General features: G+C 40.9%; 14 protein-coding genes. 3 read left to right on the forward strand and 11 right to left on the reverse strand.

From position 1 onward, the window contains the following. Positions 1-48: 48 nt before the first annotated feature. From ltaS to OSJ91_RS25880, 5 genes are all read right to left on the reverse strand, one after another. Entirely contained in the window at positions 49-2,016 is a 1,968-nt protein-coding gene (ltaS, locus tag OSJ91_RS25860) for a lipoteichoic acid synthase (RefSeq protein WP_350300505.1), read from the reverse strand. A gap of 1,099 nt (positions 2,017-3,115) precedes the next feature. Continuing rightward, positions 3,116-4,060, reverse strand: coding sequence for a siderophore ABC transporter substrate-binding protein (locus OSJ91_RS25865; protein ID WP_434547803.1), 945 nt, complete (start codon positions 4,058-4,060; stop codon positions 3,116-3,118). A 210-nt stretch (positions 4,061-4,270) separates the two neighbouring features. Then, positions 4,271-5,029, reverse strand: a complete 759-nt coding sequence (locus tag OSJ91_RS25870; protein WP_034310071.1) for an iron ABC transporter ATP-binding protein — start codon at positions 5,027-5,029, stop codon at positions 4,271-4,273. Then, the gene (locus OSJ91_RS25875; protein ID WP_485890692.1) at positions 5,023-5,970 is read right to left on the reverse strand and encodes an iron chelate uptake ABC transporter family permease subunit; all 948 of its coding nucleotides are present in this window, start codon (positions 5,968-5,970) and stop codon (positions 5,023-5,025) included. The genes OSJ91_RS25870 and OSJ91_RS25875 overlap by 7 nt, the downstream gene beginning before the upstream one ends. Next, positions 5,963-6,913, reverse strand: a complete 951-nt coding sequence (locus OSJ91_RS25880) for an ABC transporter permease (RefSeq protein ID WP_485890693.1) — start codon at positions 6,911-6,913, stop codon at positions 5,963-5,965. Before OSJ91_RS25880 ends, OSJ91_RS25875 begins: the two co-directional genes overlap by 8 nt. Before the next feature lie 250 nt (positions 6,914-7,163). Here OSJ91_RS25880 and OSJ91_RS25885 point away from each other — a divergent pair, with 250 nt between their 5' ends. The 3 genes from OSJ91_RS25885 to shc all read left to right on the forward strand — a co-directional run bounded on the left by OSJ91_RS25885 (position 7,164) and on the right by shc (position 11,451). Then, positions 7,164-7,526: a DUF1450 domain-containing protein gene (locus OSJ91_RS25885; RefSeq protein WP_350300507.1), complete on the forward strand. Its 363-nt coding sequence runs from the start codon at positions 7,164-7,166 to the stop codon at positions 7,524-7,526. 215 nt (positions 7,527-7,741) lie between these two features. Beyond that, positions 7,742-9,391 (forward strand): M14 family metallopeptidase, encoded by a 1,650-nt coding sequence (locus tag OSJ91_RS25890; protein ID WP_485890694.1) that lies wholly within the window; start codon positions 7,742-7,744, stop codon positions 9,389-9,391. 164 nt (positions 9,392-9,555) lie between these two features. Next, positions 9,556-11,451, forward strand: a complete 1,896-nt coding sequence (gene shc / locus OSJ91_RS25895; protein ID WP_485890695.1) for a squalene--hopene cyclase — start codon at positions 9,556-9,558, stop codon at positions 11,449-11,451. A 226-nt stretch (positions 11,452-11,677) separates the two neighbouring features. Here the strand turns inward: shc and OSJ91_RS25900 are convergent, their stop codons facing one another. The 6 genes from OSJ91_RS25900 to OSJ91_RS25925 form a co-directional block, all read right to left on the reverse strand. Beyond that, positions 11,678-12,160, reverse strand: a complete 483-nt coding sequence (locus OSJ91_RS25900; protein WP_350300510.1) for a tetratricopeptide repeat protein — start codon at positions 12,158-12,160, stop codon at positions 11,678-11,680. A gap of 256 nt (positions 12,161-12,416) precedes the next feature. Then, positions 12,417-12,959 carry a PepSY domain-containing protein gene (locus tag OSJ91_RS25905; RefSeq protein ID WP_350300511.1) on the reverse strand — a complete coding sequence of 181 codons (543 nt, stop codon included), beginning with the start codon at positions 12,957-12,959 and terminating at the stop codon, positions 12,417-12,419. A 65-nt stretch (positions 12,960-13,024) separates the two neighbouring features. Further along, complete coding sequence (locus tag OSJ91_RS25910) at positions 13,025-14,380, reverse strand: sensor histidine kinase (protein WP_485890696.1); 1,356 nt, start codon at positions 14,378-14,380, stop codon at positions 13,025-13,027. Further along, on the reverse strand, positions 14,377-15,072 hold the full coding sequence (locus tag OSJ91_RS25915) for a response regulator transcription factor (RefSeq protein WP_350300513.1): 696 nt from the start codon (positions 15,070-15,072) through the stop codon (positions 14,377-14,379). The genes OSJ91_RS25910 and OSJ91_RS25915 overlap by 4 nt, the downstream gene beginning before the upstream one ends. Positions 15,073-15,230: 158 nt before the next feature. Beyond that, positions 15,231-15,752 carry a peptide-methionine (S)-S-oxide reductase MsrA gene (gene msrA / locus OSJ91_RS25920; protein WP_413019926.1) on the reverse strand — a complete coding sequence of 174 codons (522 nt, stop codon included), beginning with the start codon at positions 15,750-15,752 and terminating at the stop codon, positions 15,231-15,233. 105 nt (positions 15,753-15,857) lie between these two features. Further along, positions 15,858-16,466: a response regulator transcription factor gene (locus OSJ91_RS25925; protein WP_214773034.1), complete on the reverse strand. Its 609-nt coding sequence runs from the start codon at positions 16,464-16,466 to the stop codon at positions 15,858-15,860. Positions 16,467-16,468 lie beyond the last annotated feature (2 nt).

Below are 16,468 nucleotides of genomic sequence, written 5' to 3' on the forward strand. Positions count from 1 at the left end.
AAAAAACAGGCAGGAAGCGATGGCTTCCTGCCTGTTCTTTCATTAGCCTTATTTATCGGTCTTATCTTCCTTAGAACCTTCTTCATCATAAGTGTAATCATAATCAGCAGGATCAATCGGTTTAAAGCCGTTTGGAGTATAGAAACGGAGTAAGTCGCCGTTCACTACTTGGTCGGATAAATTCAGCATCGTTTCAGCTCTCGTTTTATAATTGAGGATGTCATCATTTTCCTCGACCAATTCTCCTGTTTTAGTATCGTAGTATTTCCCTTTAATGGAAGTGACTTCCGGTGTTACAAAATCACCATTCCTGAAAGGTACCACTTCATTATGATCTTTTGACAATAAATCGGAACCGAATTGTACATAGTCTTTAGATTCAATTCCTAACAGATGCAATAAAGTCGGGAGAAGGTCAATCTGTCCTCCGTATTGGTGCATTTCCCCGCCTTCAACACCTGGAACATGAATCAATAATGGTACACGTTGCAATTGGGCATTCTCAAATGCGTCAACATCCTTGCCAAGCACTTTTGACATGGCTTCTTTATGGTTTTCGGAAATACCATAGTGATCACCATACATAACGATTACCGAATTATCATATAGACCGGATTCCTTCAGATAATCGAAAAACTCTTTAAGCGCCTCATCGGCATAGCGTGCAGTTTGGAAGTAACTATCAACGGAAGCATCGCCTGTTGTATGCTTACCGATTGTTGCTTTTTCCTGGTCCATTGCATATGGGAAATGATGAGACACCGTTATGAATTTTGTATAGAAAGGCTGTTTAAGCGTTTCTAACATTGGAATCGATTCCTTAAAGAAAGGCTTATCCATTAATCCATAACTTAGTACTTCCTCTTTATTTTCCATATTATAATGGTTTGCATCGAAGAATTGATTAAAACCAAGAGACTTATACATATTATCCCGGTTCCAGAAAGATTTGTAATTACCATGGAACACAGCAGATGTGTATCCTTGTTGTCCTAAAATAGCTGGTGCTGCTTGATACGTATTTTGGGAACGGTTTGTGAATGCTGCCCCCTGTGGTAAACCGAACAGGGAATTTTCAAGCATGAATTCGGCATCCGCCGTTTTACCTTGGCCTACTTGATGGAAGAAATTATCAAAGTGCATGAAATCTGACTTATCTGCTGCAAGTGAGTTCAAAAATGGAGTTACTTCTTCCCCATTCAACTTATAATCGATAAGGAAATTCTGCATTGATTCCAAATGCAGGTAGATGACATTCTTGCCTTTGGCTGCACCAAAGTACTCAGGGTTCGGTTCAGCGCTTGTTGCCTTCGTATAGTTGACGACTTCGGCGATATCCGTGCTGTTTGCAGTCGCACGCTGAGCGTATGTTTTAGTATTCTGAACGGCATCATAAACCGTATAGTTGAACATGCCCAAATATTTGACGATATAGTTCCGGTCGAATGTTCTTGATAATAATTGCGGGCGATCCTTTTCAGCAAGTCCCAAATTGATGGCGAAAATTGCAAGTCCCGCTAAGTAAACCATTCCAACTGTACGGCGTTTGAGTTTGAAGTCTTCCACTTTAAAGTCTTTGAATCTGTACAACACGATCAAAAGAACCGTATCAAGGAAGTAAAATACATCATGGCCTTTAAATAATTCTAAAATACTCGGTCCCAAATCCCCGGCATTTTGCACTTGCGTCAGGGTTGGCAATGTAATGAAATCGGTAAATGACCGGTAGTATACAATATTGAAGAATAACCATAGGGACATCAAAAGGTTCAACCTGATGATCCATTTAAACGATTTTTTGCCTCTAGCCAATAGTGCCAAGCCAAAGAATAAAATGGCTGAACTAATCGGATTTATGAACAGTAAGAACTGTTGCAGGCCATTTTCAAGACCTAGGTTAAATTCAATTCGATATCCAATATAAGTTTTTATCCAAAACAAGACTACCGCAATAAAGAAAAAGCCTAGTATGTTATCTGCAAATAAATGCCGGCTTTTTTTAAGAAAATTATTCATGCTTTCACCTCTATTAATCTAGTGGTTTATTTATATAAATTTTTACAAACTTACAAAAGACGGAAAATCGGAAACCTTATAATAGCATTCTTTTACTTGGATAGTCAAGATTGTGAAAACCACCTTTTGTCACATCCATAACTCTTATATCCAGAACACTTCTTTAGCTTATGAACAAGCATTTGAAAAAATAACAGAGTTTCGCCCGTCTCGAATGTTCAGCGAACCTATAACAAATATATAGGAACTCCATGTCTTAATCCAATAAATATTACCGTAACTTTATGGGGTGACTGCGGATGACAGTCACTGTTTAGTTTTACGTCCTTGAGCCTTTTCCATTATAAACGACTCTTTATAAAAAAACCAGCACATTACAAAATATGTAAAGATATAAATCTTCAATTATTGAAGGCTACCTTAAATTCCCAGTATTCCTTTCCCGATAATTCGACAGTCGAAAATGAGGTGTCGGTTACATGGATGCATCTCTCCTCCGCACTTTTGTACCCCATTCAAAATCCAAGCCTGAGAAAAGTTTGACTCCTTCATAATTGCATCCAGCCGCTCCAAAATCCCATAAACTAACAAATTGATTTCGTGTAATATCGACATCATTCCCCTAAGGCTTATTTATTAGCTATTTTTAAATAATTTTCCCTGAAAATGATGATCATATTATTTTTATATTTTTACTTTCAGGACAATTTTCATCATCCATAAAAGATTCGATTTACCAAAATTAACTTAAATTACAATTTGAAAAACTCCTCTGGGAACCGGAAAGCTCCAAGTATCCATGGATTTGACATTATAATAGGAAGAAACTGAAATTTTTCATATCGGCTGAAAGGTTACATTCCTTCGATTGCAGCCCATATGAGCTAAAAAGCAACTGGTGTGAATATGCCTTGTCCTTATCCCATTTCCCCTTAATTTTGTCGTGAGGGACCTTATAAGCTTACCTGTGTTTTGTCACCTTTATATGTGAATTCTTTTGTCCCCTTTGTTAGTATATTGGTTTCATCCAGCTTTATTATAAAAAATAAAAAAATCCTGCCCTCGATCGAGGACAGGATTTTCATTAATCATATTTATATTACTTAATACCTTCTGAAACTTCTTTAACCATAGCGTCAACAGATTCTAAACCGCCGCCTGATAAGTACCAGTAGTTAGGGTCTAGATAAATGATGTTACCTTCTTTAAATGCTTTTGTATTTTTCACAATGTCATTTTCAACAGTATCTTTTGCTGCAGCTCCATCACCGGCTACCGCATCTCTATCTACAACGAATAGGTAGTCAGGATTTTTTTCAGCAATGTATTCGAAAGAAATACTTTGACCATGTGTCGATACTTCCAATTTATCATCTACTGCAGGTACTCCGAATACATCATGGATGATTCCAAATCTTGAATCAGGTCCGTAGGCACTTACTTTTCCACCGCTAGCAAGAACGATTAAACCAGTTTTGTCAGTTGGAGCTTTTTCTTTCAAAGCATTAATGTTTTCTTCAACACTTGCCAATTCTTTAGCTGCTTCGTCTTTTTTATCGAAAATTTTACCTAAAAGTGTTACGTTTTCTTCAAAGGATTCCATATACTTTGTTGTATCTACACCTACAAAAACAGTAGGGGCAATTTTGCTTAATTCTTCATATGCGTCAGATTGACGGCCAGAAATAAGGATTAAGTCTGGAGCAATTTCGTTGATTTTTTCGAAGTCAGGCTCTTTTAACCCGCCGGCATTTTCAGTTGTACCTTCATATTTAGAAAGGTATTCCGGAAGGCCATCATGAGGAACAGCTGCTACTTCCACACCCAATTTATCAAGAGTATCAAGAGTACCCATATCGAATACAACGACTTTTTCAGGGTTTGTTTTCACTTTCGTTTCGCCTAGTTGGTGCTTAACCGTAATTTCTTCGCTTTTAGCACTTTCTTTTTTCGCGCTTGATTCTTCTTTTTCCTTATCTGATCCACAAGCTACAGCCACTACAGCCAGCATTGCAACCAAAAGCAGTAAAGATAATTTCTTAATCATTATGGTCACCTCTAAAAAATTTTTATTTAAAATTACATATTGAATCCTCACCATCACAGAGTTCACCTTCAACACTTTCCCTGCCAGATGAACAGGAGGCGGCTAAAGTCTTGGGCGCCCGCCAACTCTTAACTGCCTAAAAAGCGTACGAGGAGATTTCTGGATGGCTACGAATACTGAAGTAATTTAAAACCAACTGGAATTATCTTACGTGAAGTACACACAGATCTTATTGTCATTGATACTTTGGATTTCAATATCCATATCATAAATTTCCTTTAATACATTGGAATTGATTACTTGTTCGGTAGGGCCATTATGAACAACCTTGCCATCCTTCAATGCGACGATATAGTCGGAATAACAGGATGCAAAATTAATGTCATGAATGACGATAATGACCGTTTTCCCCAATTCATCGGCCAATCTCCTCAACACCTTCATGATTTGGACGGAATGCTTCATATCAAGATTGTTCAGGGGTTCATCAAGAAGCACATACTCCGTGTTCTGAGCAATGACCATGGCAATGAAGGCCCGCTGTTGCTGGCCGCCGCTAAGCTGGTCAAGAAACTTATCCTGCATGTCAGCAAGTTCCATATATTCAATCGCTTCATCGACGTATTTCCAATCCTCTTTCGTCAGCTTTCCTTGTGAATAAGGAAAACGGCCAAAGGCGACGAGTTCACGAATCGTTAAACGGATATTGATGTGGTTAGCCTGCTTTAAGATGGCAATCTTTTTCGCAAGTTCATTGCTATTGAATTTCCCCATATCCTTACCCTCGATCAGGACTTCTCCTGAATCCCGGGTAATGAGACGGCTGATCATCGAAAGGACGGTACTTTTCCCCGCTCCATTGGGACCGATGAAGGATGTGATTTTCCCTTTCATTATTTCAATGGAAACATCCTCGACAACCGTTTTATTATTATATTTTTTGAATAAATTTTTCACTTCTACCATGATTTATTCTCCTTTAATAGAAGATAGATGAAATAGACACCGCCGACAAAGTTGATGATGACACTTAAGGTCGTGGAAAACGTAAAGATCCTCTCTACAATGAATTGGCCGCCGACCAAGGCAATCACGCTGATCAGCATTGCACCCGGGAGGATATGTTTATGCTGATAGGACCTAATGAATTGATAAGCCACGTTTGCAACAAGCAATCCGAGGAACGTGATCGGACCGATCAAGGCAGTCGAAATGGAAATTAAAACCGTAACGACGATTAAAACCCGCTTCGTGACAAAATCATAATCCACACCCAAGTTTATGGCTTGGTCCCTCCCTAGGGACATGACATCTAAATACTTCAAAAATCTCATGAAATATACCATTGCCGCAATCATGAGGATAATAGCTAACGTTAACAGGTCCGTGTTGACATTATTGAAGCTGGCGAACATTTTATTTTGAATGATTTGGAATTCATTCGGGTCGATCAATACCTGCATGAATGAAGACATGCTGCCGAATAAGGTTCCGAAGATGATACCGATCAGCAATAGGAAGTAAATATTGCGGTTTTTCTTGAACATGAACTTGAACAGCAGGCTTGCAAAAATAAGCATGGCCGCAAGTGTAATCAGGAAATTGAGATTTTTATTCATGATCATGATATGCGTTGAACCGAAGATGAAAATCACTCCCGTTTGAATCAGCATATACATGGAGTCCAACCCTAAAATGCTTGGCGTCAGGATTTTATTATTCGTGACCGTCTGGAAAATCACTGTTGAAAAAGCTATTGCACATCCAACCACGATGATGGCGACGATTTTTATGACCCTTCTCGGCAGTGCATAATCCCAATTCGGGCCAAGGTCCCAAAAGATATAACCTGCCGTTAAAGCAGCTGCAAGAACAGCCAATATAATGATCCTACTTTTATTATTCATATACCTTTCTCCTCAGTATCAGATAGATAAATACGGCGCTTCCTATCACACCAACCACGAGTCCGATCGGGATTTCAAATGGATATATGAGGATCCTGCCCAGAATATCGCAGATCAATAGGAATACTGCCCCTAGCAATGCTGTATGAGAAAGACTCTTTTTCAAATTGTCACCAAGGTAAAGGGATACAATATTTGGTACGATCAACCCTATGAAAGGAATCGTTCCCACCGTTAACAAAACGACAGTGGAGGATAATGCCACGATGATCAATCCAAAATTGACTATAAACTTATAATTGAGTCCTAGATTGATAGCAAACTCCTCACCCATCCCTGCCACAGTGAATTTATTGGCAAAGAAGTATGCGAGAATGACTAGAGGGATACTTACATATATAAGTTCGTACCTTCCCGACATGATCATCGAGAAATCACCATTCATCCATGTGTTGAGGCTTTGAATCAAATCATATTTATAGGCAAAGAAAGTCGAGATGGATCCTACGATATTACCAAACATCAAACCAACCAATGGAATGAAAATCGTATCCTTATATTTCACTTGATCAAGAATTTTCATGAACAAGAATGTACCTGCCAAAGCGAATATGAAAGCAAATGCCATTTTCTCAATAAGTGCTGCCGATGGAAAAATGATAATGGCAAGAAGAAGTCCCAGCCTTGCAGAGTCCATGGTACCGGCAGTCGTCGGGGATACAAATTTATTGCGGCTCAATTGTTGCATGATCAGACCGCTTATACTCATCACAATACCGGCAATGACTATGGTCACCATTCTGGGGAAACGGCTTTGCAGCATGATTTGCACTTTATCATCACTTAGATTCAATAAATCCAAGGGGGTAATGTCTTTTACACCAATGAATAATGACGTAAATGATAAAACAATTAACGCCATGACTAAATATCTTATCTTCATCTACATTTCCTACTCTTCCTATCTCAGTTAATACAGCGATAATATTTTTAATTAAATATATTTGAATAAAGACTATCGCAAAGTCACCTCTTGAAATGGAAATCATGAAGTTGCAATAGTTACAAGGTTCTTCCATTCGTGATAATGAGATTCATTATCATTATCAGTCATTCTTATTCTATCATTTCTTAGACATGTGTCAATATATACAAGGGAATTACTTTGATAAACTCCGGATAGTCATATTGTAATGAATTCGGATGAACCAATCATGCATTTCGTTACAGGAAGTGATAAAATCAAAATAACAAATATTTACTCCTCCAATGAAAGAAGCGATATGATGAAAAACTTGTTATCTAAAGTGTTCTCAAAAAAGGCGAAAATCCAGATTGAATTTTGCCAAAATAATCTTGACCGCTTCCTTAATGAACAAACAGTTGCCGATTATGGTAAGTTCTTAGCGAATCCAAGGATTCAATATAAGGAATATGAATGTTTGAGTGAGTGTAAACTTTGTCAGAAAACCCCCTATGCGAAAGTGAACGGCCAGATAATGAGTGGCAAGGATTCACAGGATCTTTTAAATAAGTTACATGATGAATTGAAATGATACGGGCCAAAATTGCTTGTTCCGTATCATTTTGACTTTCCACCTGTAATTATACAGAATACAGGTGATGAACTTCTATTAAAAGGAATTGCGAATTTAACATTGAATTATTAATCTAGTCGTTACTTCCTGTTTTTCACTATTTCATACGTTTTCACTGTATAAATAGCTTGAAATATGATAATTTATGGAAAAAGATAGACAGGAGGACGTCCATGAAAAAAATCATTCCTACCATCGTTTCAGTCGTAACACTAGGTCTTGTCACTGGATTGCCTGGCCCTATAGCCGAGGCGGAAGAATTCACCCCTTATTATGGAAATGGTCCAAGCTACATTCAACCAGATAACCTCTCCACCCTTTTCCCTGACCCTAATGTTTCTTTCAAGACCCCTGCCTTTAAACAAAACAAGGTCGCCTTTACGAGCCAGGAAGAAATGTTGGATTCCATCAAGTCCCTCTCCCATAAAAACAAAAGCATCCAGGTCAAGACGATAGGTAAATCCACAGAAGGACGCGACATCCCGATGCTTCTTTTCAGCAAGGATTCAAAAAGACCGATTAAGAATTCCCATAAACCATTGATTTGGATTCAAGGTCAGATTCATGGCAATGAACCCGCATCGGGTGAATCAACATTAGTCCTTGCACAATGGCTAGCTGAAGGCAAGCTTGGTGATGTCCTCGATAAAGTGAATGTTGCCATCGTTCCACGGGTCAATCCCGATGGCTCTTATTATTTTAAACGATTTACCGCAAATGACATGGATGCCAATAGGGACTACTTAAAAGTGGAATATCCTGAAGTGCAGACGATTCATCAATCAATCGATGATTATGAACCAGAAGTCATTCTGGATATACATGAATATACAGTGAATCCCGCCCCCCTGAAAAAAGTAGGAGCAAATGGATCGATCGCTTCTTATGATTTACTCATCTCCTCAGCCAAGAATTTAAATATTCCCGAACAGCTTCGAAAAGCTTCGGATCAATTGCTTTTACCTAATGTTTTTAAAACATTGGAAAAAGAAAAGCTTTCCTATCACGATTACTATACACTGGCCACTTCTGATGATGGAGTCCTTACCGCCACAGAAGGAAGCACCGAAGCCCGGATTGGCCGAAACGCCCTCGGTTTAAAAAATACAATGACCTATTTAATAGAAACAAGGGGAATCAATATCGGCCGTACCGATTTTAAACGACGTGTTTTTGCACAAGCCACTGCACAGGCAGCATTCATCAAAACGACAGCCGAACAGGCCAGTAAAGTTAAAAAGGCCGTTAAACAGGCAGAAACTGAAGTCGTGCAAAAAGGGCGAAAAGCAAATGATAACGATGAAATTGTCATCACCAGCGAAAATAAATTGATTAAGGATCAAAAATTGACTGTAGTCGATTTAGCGAAAGCGAAAATGATCGATGCCTCCATCGATTGGCTGGATTCAACCGATGCCTACCCTACCCTTGTCAGAGATCGTCCGACAGCCTATATCCTTCCACCCGAATATAAATATATCGCCAATAAACTTCAGCTATTGGGAGTAGAAGTGAAAAAATTAAAAAAACCCATGAAGGTAGCTGTTGAAAGCTATAGAGTCAATGATTTAAAAGTTTCCGCTGAACTGGAAAGCGGACATTCCACAAGGGCAGTCACGACCACCGTCACTTCAAAAACTCGGGATTTCCCAAAAGGAAGCTATGTTTTCGACATGGCCCAGCCTGATGCCAACTTCATCTCCCTTGCCCTCGAACCTGAAGGCATAGACAGCTATGTGACATTCAATTTCATCCCCGCTGCCAAAGGAAAAGAACTGCCGATTTACCGCTATATGCAGCGTTCTTCCTTACCAGTTAAATGATGCATAGTATCTAAATGACGCTTTGGCAGCTTTCATTGCCAAAGCGTTTTTAGATTCCCCCCTCCTTTCAGTTGGAACTATGCGCCTGACATGATTTCTTGAATGCAACGACAAGTTTTGAATATACATATAAACGGAAAACGTGTTTTTAAGGAGGAAAGTCATTGAACCAACATGTACAATTGGAAATCAATCGCCTTGTTAATCGCTTGAAACAAGACCAATCCGCTGATGGTTCGTGGAATTATCCCTTTGACACCGGGATAACAGCAGATGCCTATATGATCATATTATTGAAAATTCTAGATATGGAAGATACTCCTCTTATAGAGGCTTTAGTAAAAAGAATCGAAAGCAAGCAAACGGAAAACGGTTCATGGAAACTTTTCCAAGACGAGAAGGACGGCAATGTTACGGTTACGATCGAGGCTTACTATGGCCTTCTTTTTAGCGGACTCCGCAATAAGAATCATCCCCATATGAAGAAAGCCAAACAATTCATTCTTTCCAAGGGCGGCATCAAACAGGCCAAAATGTTAACGAAAATGATGCTTACCGTCACCGGACAATATCAATGGCCGCGCCTATTCCCCATTCCTCTCGAAGTGGTCTTACTGCCTCCGACCTTTTTCGTCAGCATTTATGATCTTTCCGTATATGGGCGGGTCAACATGATTCCATTGCTATTGCTTGGCCATAAAAGGTTTCAAATCAAGACCCCTGACACGCCAAGTCTAAAAGATTTATTTCAAACAAGGGAGGACCGATCCGAAGAGCGTATGTGGGAAGATTATCGTACCGAAGAATATCGTTCCTTTTTCTCTAAACTTCAAACAGGCGTCAAAACCTTGATTGGTTATCCGGATTATTTGCATTCCTTAGCCTTGGATACTACGAAAAGGTTCATGCTCGACAGACTGGAACCAGACGGGACACTGTACAATTATTTCGGTTCTACCTTTTTCATGATTTTTGCCCTCCTTTCAATTGGATATTCGAAAAGAGACCCAGTGATTCTAAAGGCCATGGCCGGTCTGAAGGGGATGGCCTGCTCCATTGAGGGACACACACATATCCAGTTCACGACGCCCCATGTTTGGAATACCTCCTTAATAAGCTACGCCCTTCAAGAAGCAGGAATACCTCCCAAAGACAAAGCAGTCAAGGCCGCCAATCAGTACTTACTGTCACGCCAGCATTATATGTATGGAGATTGGCTGATCCATAATCCTAACGCCATTCCAGGCGGCTGGGGTTTCTCGGATTTAAATACCATGAATCCGGATGTCGATGATACGACCGCCTCACTGCGGGCGCTGGCTAAGCAACTGCAAGTAAAACCGGATAATCGGGACAGCTGGCAGCGCGGTGTCTCCTTCACGATATCCATGCAAAATGATGATGGTGGATTTCCAGCCTTCGAACGGAATAACGACCATAAATGGCTGCAGCTTCTTCCTATAGAGGGTTCGAAATATCTCCTGACTGACCCTTCTACCGCTGATCTGACAGGAAGAACGTTGGAATTCCTGGGGAACTATACAAATATGAAGAAGCCGGAGGAAGTCAGTAAAAGAGCGATGGATTGGCTATTGGAAGACCAGAAGCGTGATGGCTCCTGGTATGGGCGCTGGGGCATCTGCTATCTATATGGCACATGGTCTGCACTTACCGGCATGAAGGCAGCAGGGCAAGCCACTGGACATCCATCCATCCAAAAAGCCTTAACTTGGTTGAAGAAAATTCAAAATGAAGATGGCGGCTGGGGTGAATCTTGTTACAGTGATATCAAGCAGCGATACATCCCCCTCGGAACAAGCACACTGACACATACAGCATGGGCTGTGGATGCTTTGATATCGGCATCAGAAAAGCCGACAGCCGAGATCGAAAAAGGCATTGCCTATCTCATCCGTGCAGGTCAACAAGAAAGCTGGACCAATGATTATCCTGCAGGCCAAGGAATGGCAGATTTTTTGTATATCCATTATCATAGCTATCGCTATATATATCCCCTTTTAGCCTTAAGTCATTACAATAAAAAATTCCTGAAGACTTAATCGCCAGTGTTTTTTATCATATTAAAGGTGAATATGTGGATTACCTGTGGAAAAGTAGTGAATAACAACGGAAAGTTATCCACAATCCAAGGTTATCCACATTCATTTATCCGTAAAAGAGCCAAATGCAAGAAATTCTCCGTCATATTGTTGATTAATTCGTTTCAGCTATGTAAGGATGACTTGTTTTATACAGGTTTTGTGGATAATTTGGGGATGATCACTATTATGTGAAAACTTTATCCAGCTTATCACTATAAAATTTTATGGCCTTAGCATAAGATTGTATTTCTTGATCACTCGAGGTTTCGGCAATTATCTTCAAAAGAGATTCCATTGCAAGATCATGCTGGCCCAAATTATAAAATGCCATGGCCCTGAATACCAATAAAGCCTTTTCCTCAGGAAACTTCGCCAGCCCGGATTCCAATGTCTGTCTTGATTTTTCATATTCCCCTATGGTGCGATATGTGCTCCCCAATCCTAGGTAGGCCCCTTTTGCATCCTCCTTTGGCAAACCTAATTTGAGTGCCGCTTCGTAATAGGGCACCGCCTTTGTCTCAAGTCCGAGAATATCCAAACTCCAGGCACACTGATATTGTATGACTGCATCGCTGGGATTTTGCTTTGCCAGATCCATCAATAATCGATTGGATTTTTCGTTTTCTTTCTTTTCCCTTAAGTACAGTGCCTCTTCCAAATTCCCCATAATCAATCCTCCATTGAATAAAATTCCTTATTGCCTCTATTCGCGTTACTTCTTTTTAATTCCTCCTTATATGTCTAAGCATCACACCTCCAAACACTGCTGCAGGCAGGAACTAATATGATTGTTAAAGATGAGGAAGCTTCACTTCTCTCTGTCTAGGCAATTAAAAAAAGGATCTGCCACACGGCAAATCCTTTCATACACTTCAATTCAAGATCATTCATATATCATAGATTACTATCGACATAACATATGATTAATCATCCAACTGGTTTTTCAATACTTTACCCGTGGTTGCATCCACCACAACATCATATTCCTTTTGTCCTTGTTTTATTTCCAGCTCGTACACAAGGGTGCCATTCTCTGAATCAAGCTCCATATCCGTCACTTGACCATCCACCGCTTTCAAGGCAATCTTTTCAGCTTGATCACTGCTGACTTTTGCAGTTTCCACGGCTTGTTGTGTGCTCATATCGTCATCGTCTTCCATTTCCTGAGAAAGAATCTCTCCCTTTTCAGCATCAACGTCAACGTCTTGATAGCCTTCTTTTGTTTTAACGGTCATCTCATAGGTCATCGGCTGGTCCCAATCCTTTTCAAATTGAGTAACTTCCCCGCCTAGTTTTTCTGAAATCATTTTGACAGCCTCATCCTCGGATAGGTTCCCCTTATTGACTGCATATACCGCCGTTCCAGCAGCACCGCCGAAAAGCAATACGGAAGCTATGGACACTGTCATGATTACCTTTTTCCTTTGAATGATACCTTCTTTAATCGTACTCCACTGTTTTTTCATGAATGAATTCCTCCTTTAAGTTGTTACCTTAATAATAAGCACCCTTCATGAAACGAACATGAGCGTCAGATTAGAATTTGATGAGAAAGAGTAAGAGTCACCAACGTTCCCTCTCCCACCTCGCTTTGAATCTCCAATTTACCGTCGAATGACTCGACAAGCTTCCGGGCGATGGAAAGACCGAGTCCATTGCCTCCCGTTTTCCTTGCCCTCGATGAATCAACGCGATAAAAACGGTCAAATACATGTGGGAGATGTTCTGGTGATATCCCTGCGCCATGATCTTTCACACCGATGAGAATTTCATTATCCTGCCGTTTTATCATAATCTGTATACTTGATTCACTGTATTTCATTGCATTGTCCAATAGGATGACAATCACCTGTTCAAGCTTACTGGAAATGGTCATTGCATATATTTCTTTAAGCTCTGATTCTATCGTTATTTCACGATTTCCCGTCCTTCTGAATGTTTGCGCAATCCCTTCACAAAACGATATAAGTTCTATTTCCCCTTCCACATCAGCTGAGGGTTCCGTTTGGGAAGCTGACTGCAGAAGATGCTCCGTCAGCTTTTTCATCCGGACGGCTTCATGATGGATTGCCTCCACTGCCTCTTCCTGAATCGCCTCATCCTTCATTCCCCAGCGTTTCAATAGAGAGGAGTAGCTTTCGATTACCGTAATCGGTGTTTTCAATTCATGTGAAGCATCCGAAAGGAATTGCTGCTGTTGGTTATAATTCCGCTCCAGCCTTTCCATCATCCTGTTGAATGCCGCTCCCATCACCTGCAGCTCGTCCTTTGATTGATCCGATAGCGGTATCCGTTTGAATTCCCCGCTTTTCTCAATATCCTTCATCGTTCCGCTCATGATCGATATCGGTTTGAGGATCAGGTTGGCCAGCCACTTACCGGCAAGAATGGATAACAGAATGACAAAAAGGGATGCACCGCCCAAAACGAGGGCAAGCGTCGATAAATTATCAAGAAGGGTATCCTGCGGCTGTGTGACCTCGATCATCCCTTGCTTCTTCCCCTCATCAGGATAAGGATAACGGTAGGTCAATACATATTCACCATCAGCTTTGGCAAAATCATATCCTTTCTCGTTAATGGATTTAACCGCAAGCCCCTTAAGGTCCTCTTCATCCGTAAATGATTTTACCAGCCTTCCATCAGTGTTGAATATCCGCACCATTCCATCGTCCGGGATATACGGCTCCATTAAATCTGAATCACTGGAAATCAAATCTTTCGTCAGGATATTTTCTTCGATTAATGAAGCTTGATCTTCAAGCAGATCCCGTTCCCTCTCTATCGATATCCAAAGGAAGGCGATTAAAACGATGATACTCAACAATATGAGCATGACGCTTAAAAAAAGACTGGAATACGATTGGATTTTAGTCCGAATCTTCATACTGGCTCCTTCAGGCTATATCCTACCCCGCGATAAGTATGGATGAGCTGCACCTCAAAGGGATAATCTATCTTTTTGCGCAAATAACGGATATATACATCAACCACATTCGTATCCCCTGCAAAGTCATATCCCCATACATGCGTCAGGATTTGTTCCCTCGAAAGTACTTGATTTTTATTTTGCAAAAGATAAACCAGCAAATCGAACTCGCGGGAAGTCAGCTCAATCCTATTGCCTTGCCTGTGAATGTCCCTTGTACCAAGGTTCAACTTAAGGTCATGGATTTTTAGTTCATCCACTTCACCTTCTGATTGGCTCTCCCGTACATTGGTACGAAAACAAGCACGGATCCGTGCCAGAAGCTCTTCAATTTCAAACGGCTTCGTTACATAATCATTCGCACCATGGTCCAGGCCATTCACCTTGTCTGGCACAGCATCCCTTGCGGTTAGAAGGATGACCGGTGTAGATCCATTCTTTTTCCGGTAACGCCTAAGTACTTCTATGCCATTCAACTCGGGCAGCATCACATCCAATAAGATTAAATCCCACTCTTCGGCTTCTGCCCTTTCCAGACCTGTCTTTCCGGTAAAAGCCGATTCTGTTTGATAACCCTCATGATTAAGTTCCAGCTGGAGAACCCTCGCTATTTTTTCTTCATCTTCTATTATTAAAATTCTCTTATTCATGATCATCACCACCTACCCCTTAGTGTACTGAAGAAATATGAAAATATCATGAGAAATTGACCCCTCAGCATAAAAATCCGATGAAATAATGAATTTAATTTTTGTGCCTTTAAAAGGTCAAAAAAAAGAACCGGATGTGAAAACACACCCGATCCATTTCATTCACCATTCCAATGCTGGTCAATGAATTCATCGCGTCCCGATTTCGCACGGTCCGCTTTATAATCATCTTTGTTTTTTTTATGATAGCCTTGATGGTATTCTTCGGCAGGGTAAAAGGTTTGGGCCGGAAGGATTTCCGTTACGATTGGTTTCTGGAACTTCCCGCTGGCCGCTACCTTTTCTTTCGCTTCAAGAGCCAGTTTTTCTTGAGCTTCATCATGATAGAAGACGGCCGTCCGATATTGGCTTCCTCTGTCATGGAATTGACCGCCATCGTCGGTTGGATCGATTTGCTGCCAATATAGCTCCAGCAATCTTTCATATGGAAATAACTGAGGATCGTAAGTGATTTCCACGACTTCATAATGCCCCGTAGTTCCCGTCTTCACTTCCTCATAAGTCGGGTTTTCAACACGTCCTCCCGTATAACCGGATACGATTCCCCCAATCCCCGGTTGTTCTTCAAATGGTGTCACCATGCACCAAAAACAGCCTCCAGCAAATGTAGCCTTTTGCATAACGGTCATCCCCTTCCCTGTATGTAATAAAAATTAATATACCATATTTCAATTCTGACACTGTGCTTTTTTGATTTGCGAAGCCGCAAGGGATTTACCCTTTGATCAATCCTTTGACCAGCCCTTTTCCTTGAATCTTACAATCGCTTCAACGCGGTTGCTCACATCCAATTTATCGAGGATGACCGATATATAATTACGGACCGTTCCATTGGTCAGATAAAGCTGGCTTGCGATTTCCTTTGTGGTCTTACCATCTGCGATCAATTTGAGCACTTGGCTCTCTCGTTCAGTCAACGGGTTTTCTTCTTCGAAAGCCATATCCACCAGCTCTGGGGCATAAATGCGCCGACCATCCATGATGACACGGATGGAGTTCGCCAGTTCCTCACTTGGGCTATCCTTCAGAAGATATCCGCCTACCTCGGCCTTTCTGGCTCTTTCAAAATACCCAGGACGTGCAAAGGTGGTCAAAATGATGACTTTGCATTGGTGGCCCTGCTCCTTGATCTCCTCCGCTACATCGAGTCCCGTTTTAACTGGCATTTCAATATCGGTTATGCAGATATCCGGCTTTAATTGATTGACGAGATTCATTGCTTCTTCCCCATTGCTCGCTTTTCCTACAACTTCCATATCACTTTCCAAATCAAGGATGGAACCCAGCGCGCCAAGCAGCATCCGCTGATCTTCGGCAATTACGATTCGAATCAAGG

It is taken from the genome of Bacillus sp. T-10(2022) (genome assembly GCF_056502895.1).

What these genes read in the sequence shown, in the direction of transcription:
- ltaS (WP_350300505.1), bottom strand. Translation starts at nt 2,016, where the DNA reads ATGAATAATTTTCTTAAAAAAAGCCGGCATTTATTTGCAGATAACATA.
- OSJ91_RS25870 (WP_034310071.1), bottom strand. Translation starts at nt 5,029, where the DNA reads ATGGTAGAAGTGAAAAATTTATTCAAAAAATATAATAATAAAACGGTT.
- OSJ91_RS25875 (WP_485890692.1), bottom strand. Translation starts at nt 5,970, where the DNA reads ATGAATAATAAAAGTAGGATCATTATATTGGCTGTTCTTGCAGCTGCT.
- OSJ91_RS25880 (WP_485890693.1), bottom strand. Translation starts at nt 6,913, where the DNA reads ATGAAGATAAGATATTTAGTCATGGCGTTAATTGTTTTATCATTTACG.
- OSJ91_RS25885 (WP_350300507.1), top strand. Translation starts at nt 7,164, where the DNA reads ATGAATTCGGATGAACCAATCATGCATTTCGTTACAGGAAGTGATAAA.
- OSJ91_RS25890 (WP_485890694.1), top strand. Translation starts at nt 7,742, where the DNA reads ATGAAAAAAATCATTCCTACCATCGTTTCAGTCGTAACACTAGGTCTT.
- OSJ91_RS25900 (WP_350300510.1), bottom strand. Translation starts at nt 12,160, where the DNA reads ATGGGGAATTTGGAAGAGGCACTGTACTTAAGGGAAAAGAAAGAAAAC.
- OSJ91_RS25905 (WP_350300511.1), bottom strand. Translation starts at nt 12,959, where the DNA reads ATGAAAAAACAGTGGAGTACGATTAAAGAAGGTATCATTCAAAGGAAA.
- OSJ91_RS25910 (WP_485890696.1), bottom strand. Translation starts at nt 14,380, where the DNA reads ATGAAGATTCGGACTAAAATCCAATCGTATTCCAGTCTTTTTTTAAGC.
- OSJ91_RS25915 (WP_350300513.1), bottom strand. Translation starts at nt 15,072, where the DNA reads ATGAATAAGAGAATTTTAATAATAGAAGATGAAGAAAAAATAGCGAGG.
- msrA (WP_413019926.1), bottom strand. Translation starts at nt 15,752, where the DNA reads ATGCAAAAGGCTACATTTGCTGGAGGCTGTTTTTGGTGCATGGTGACA.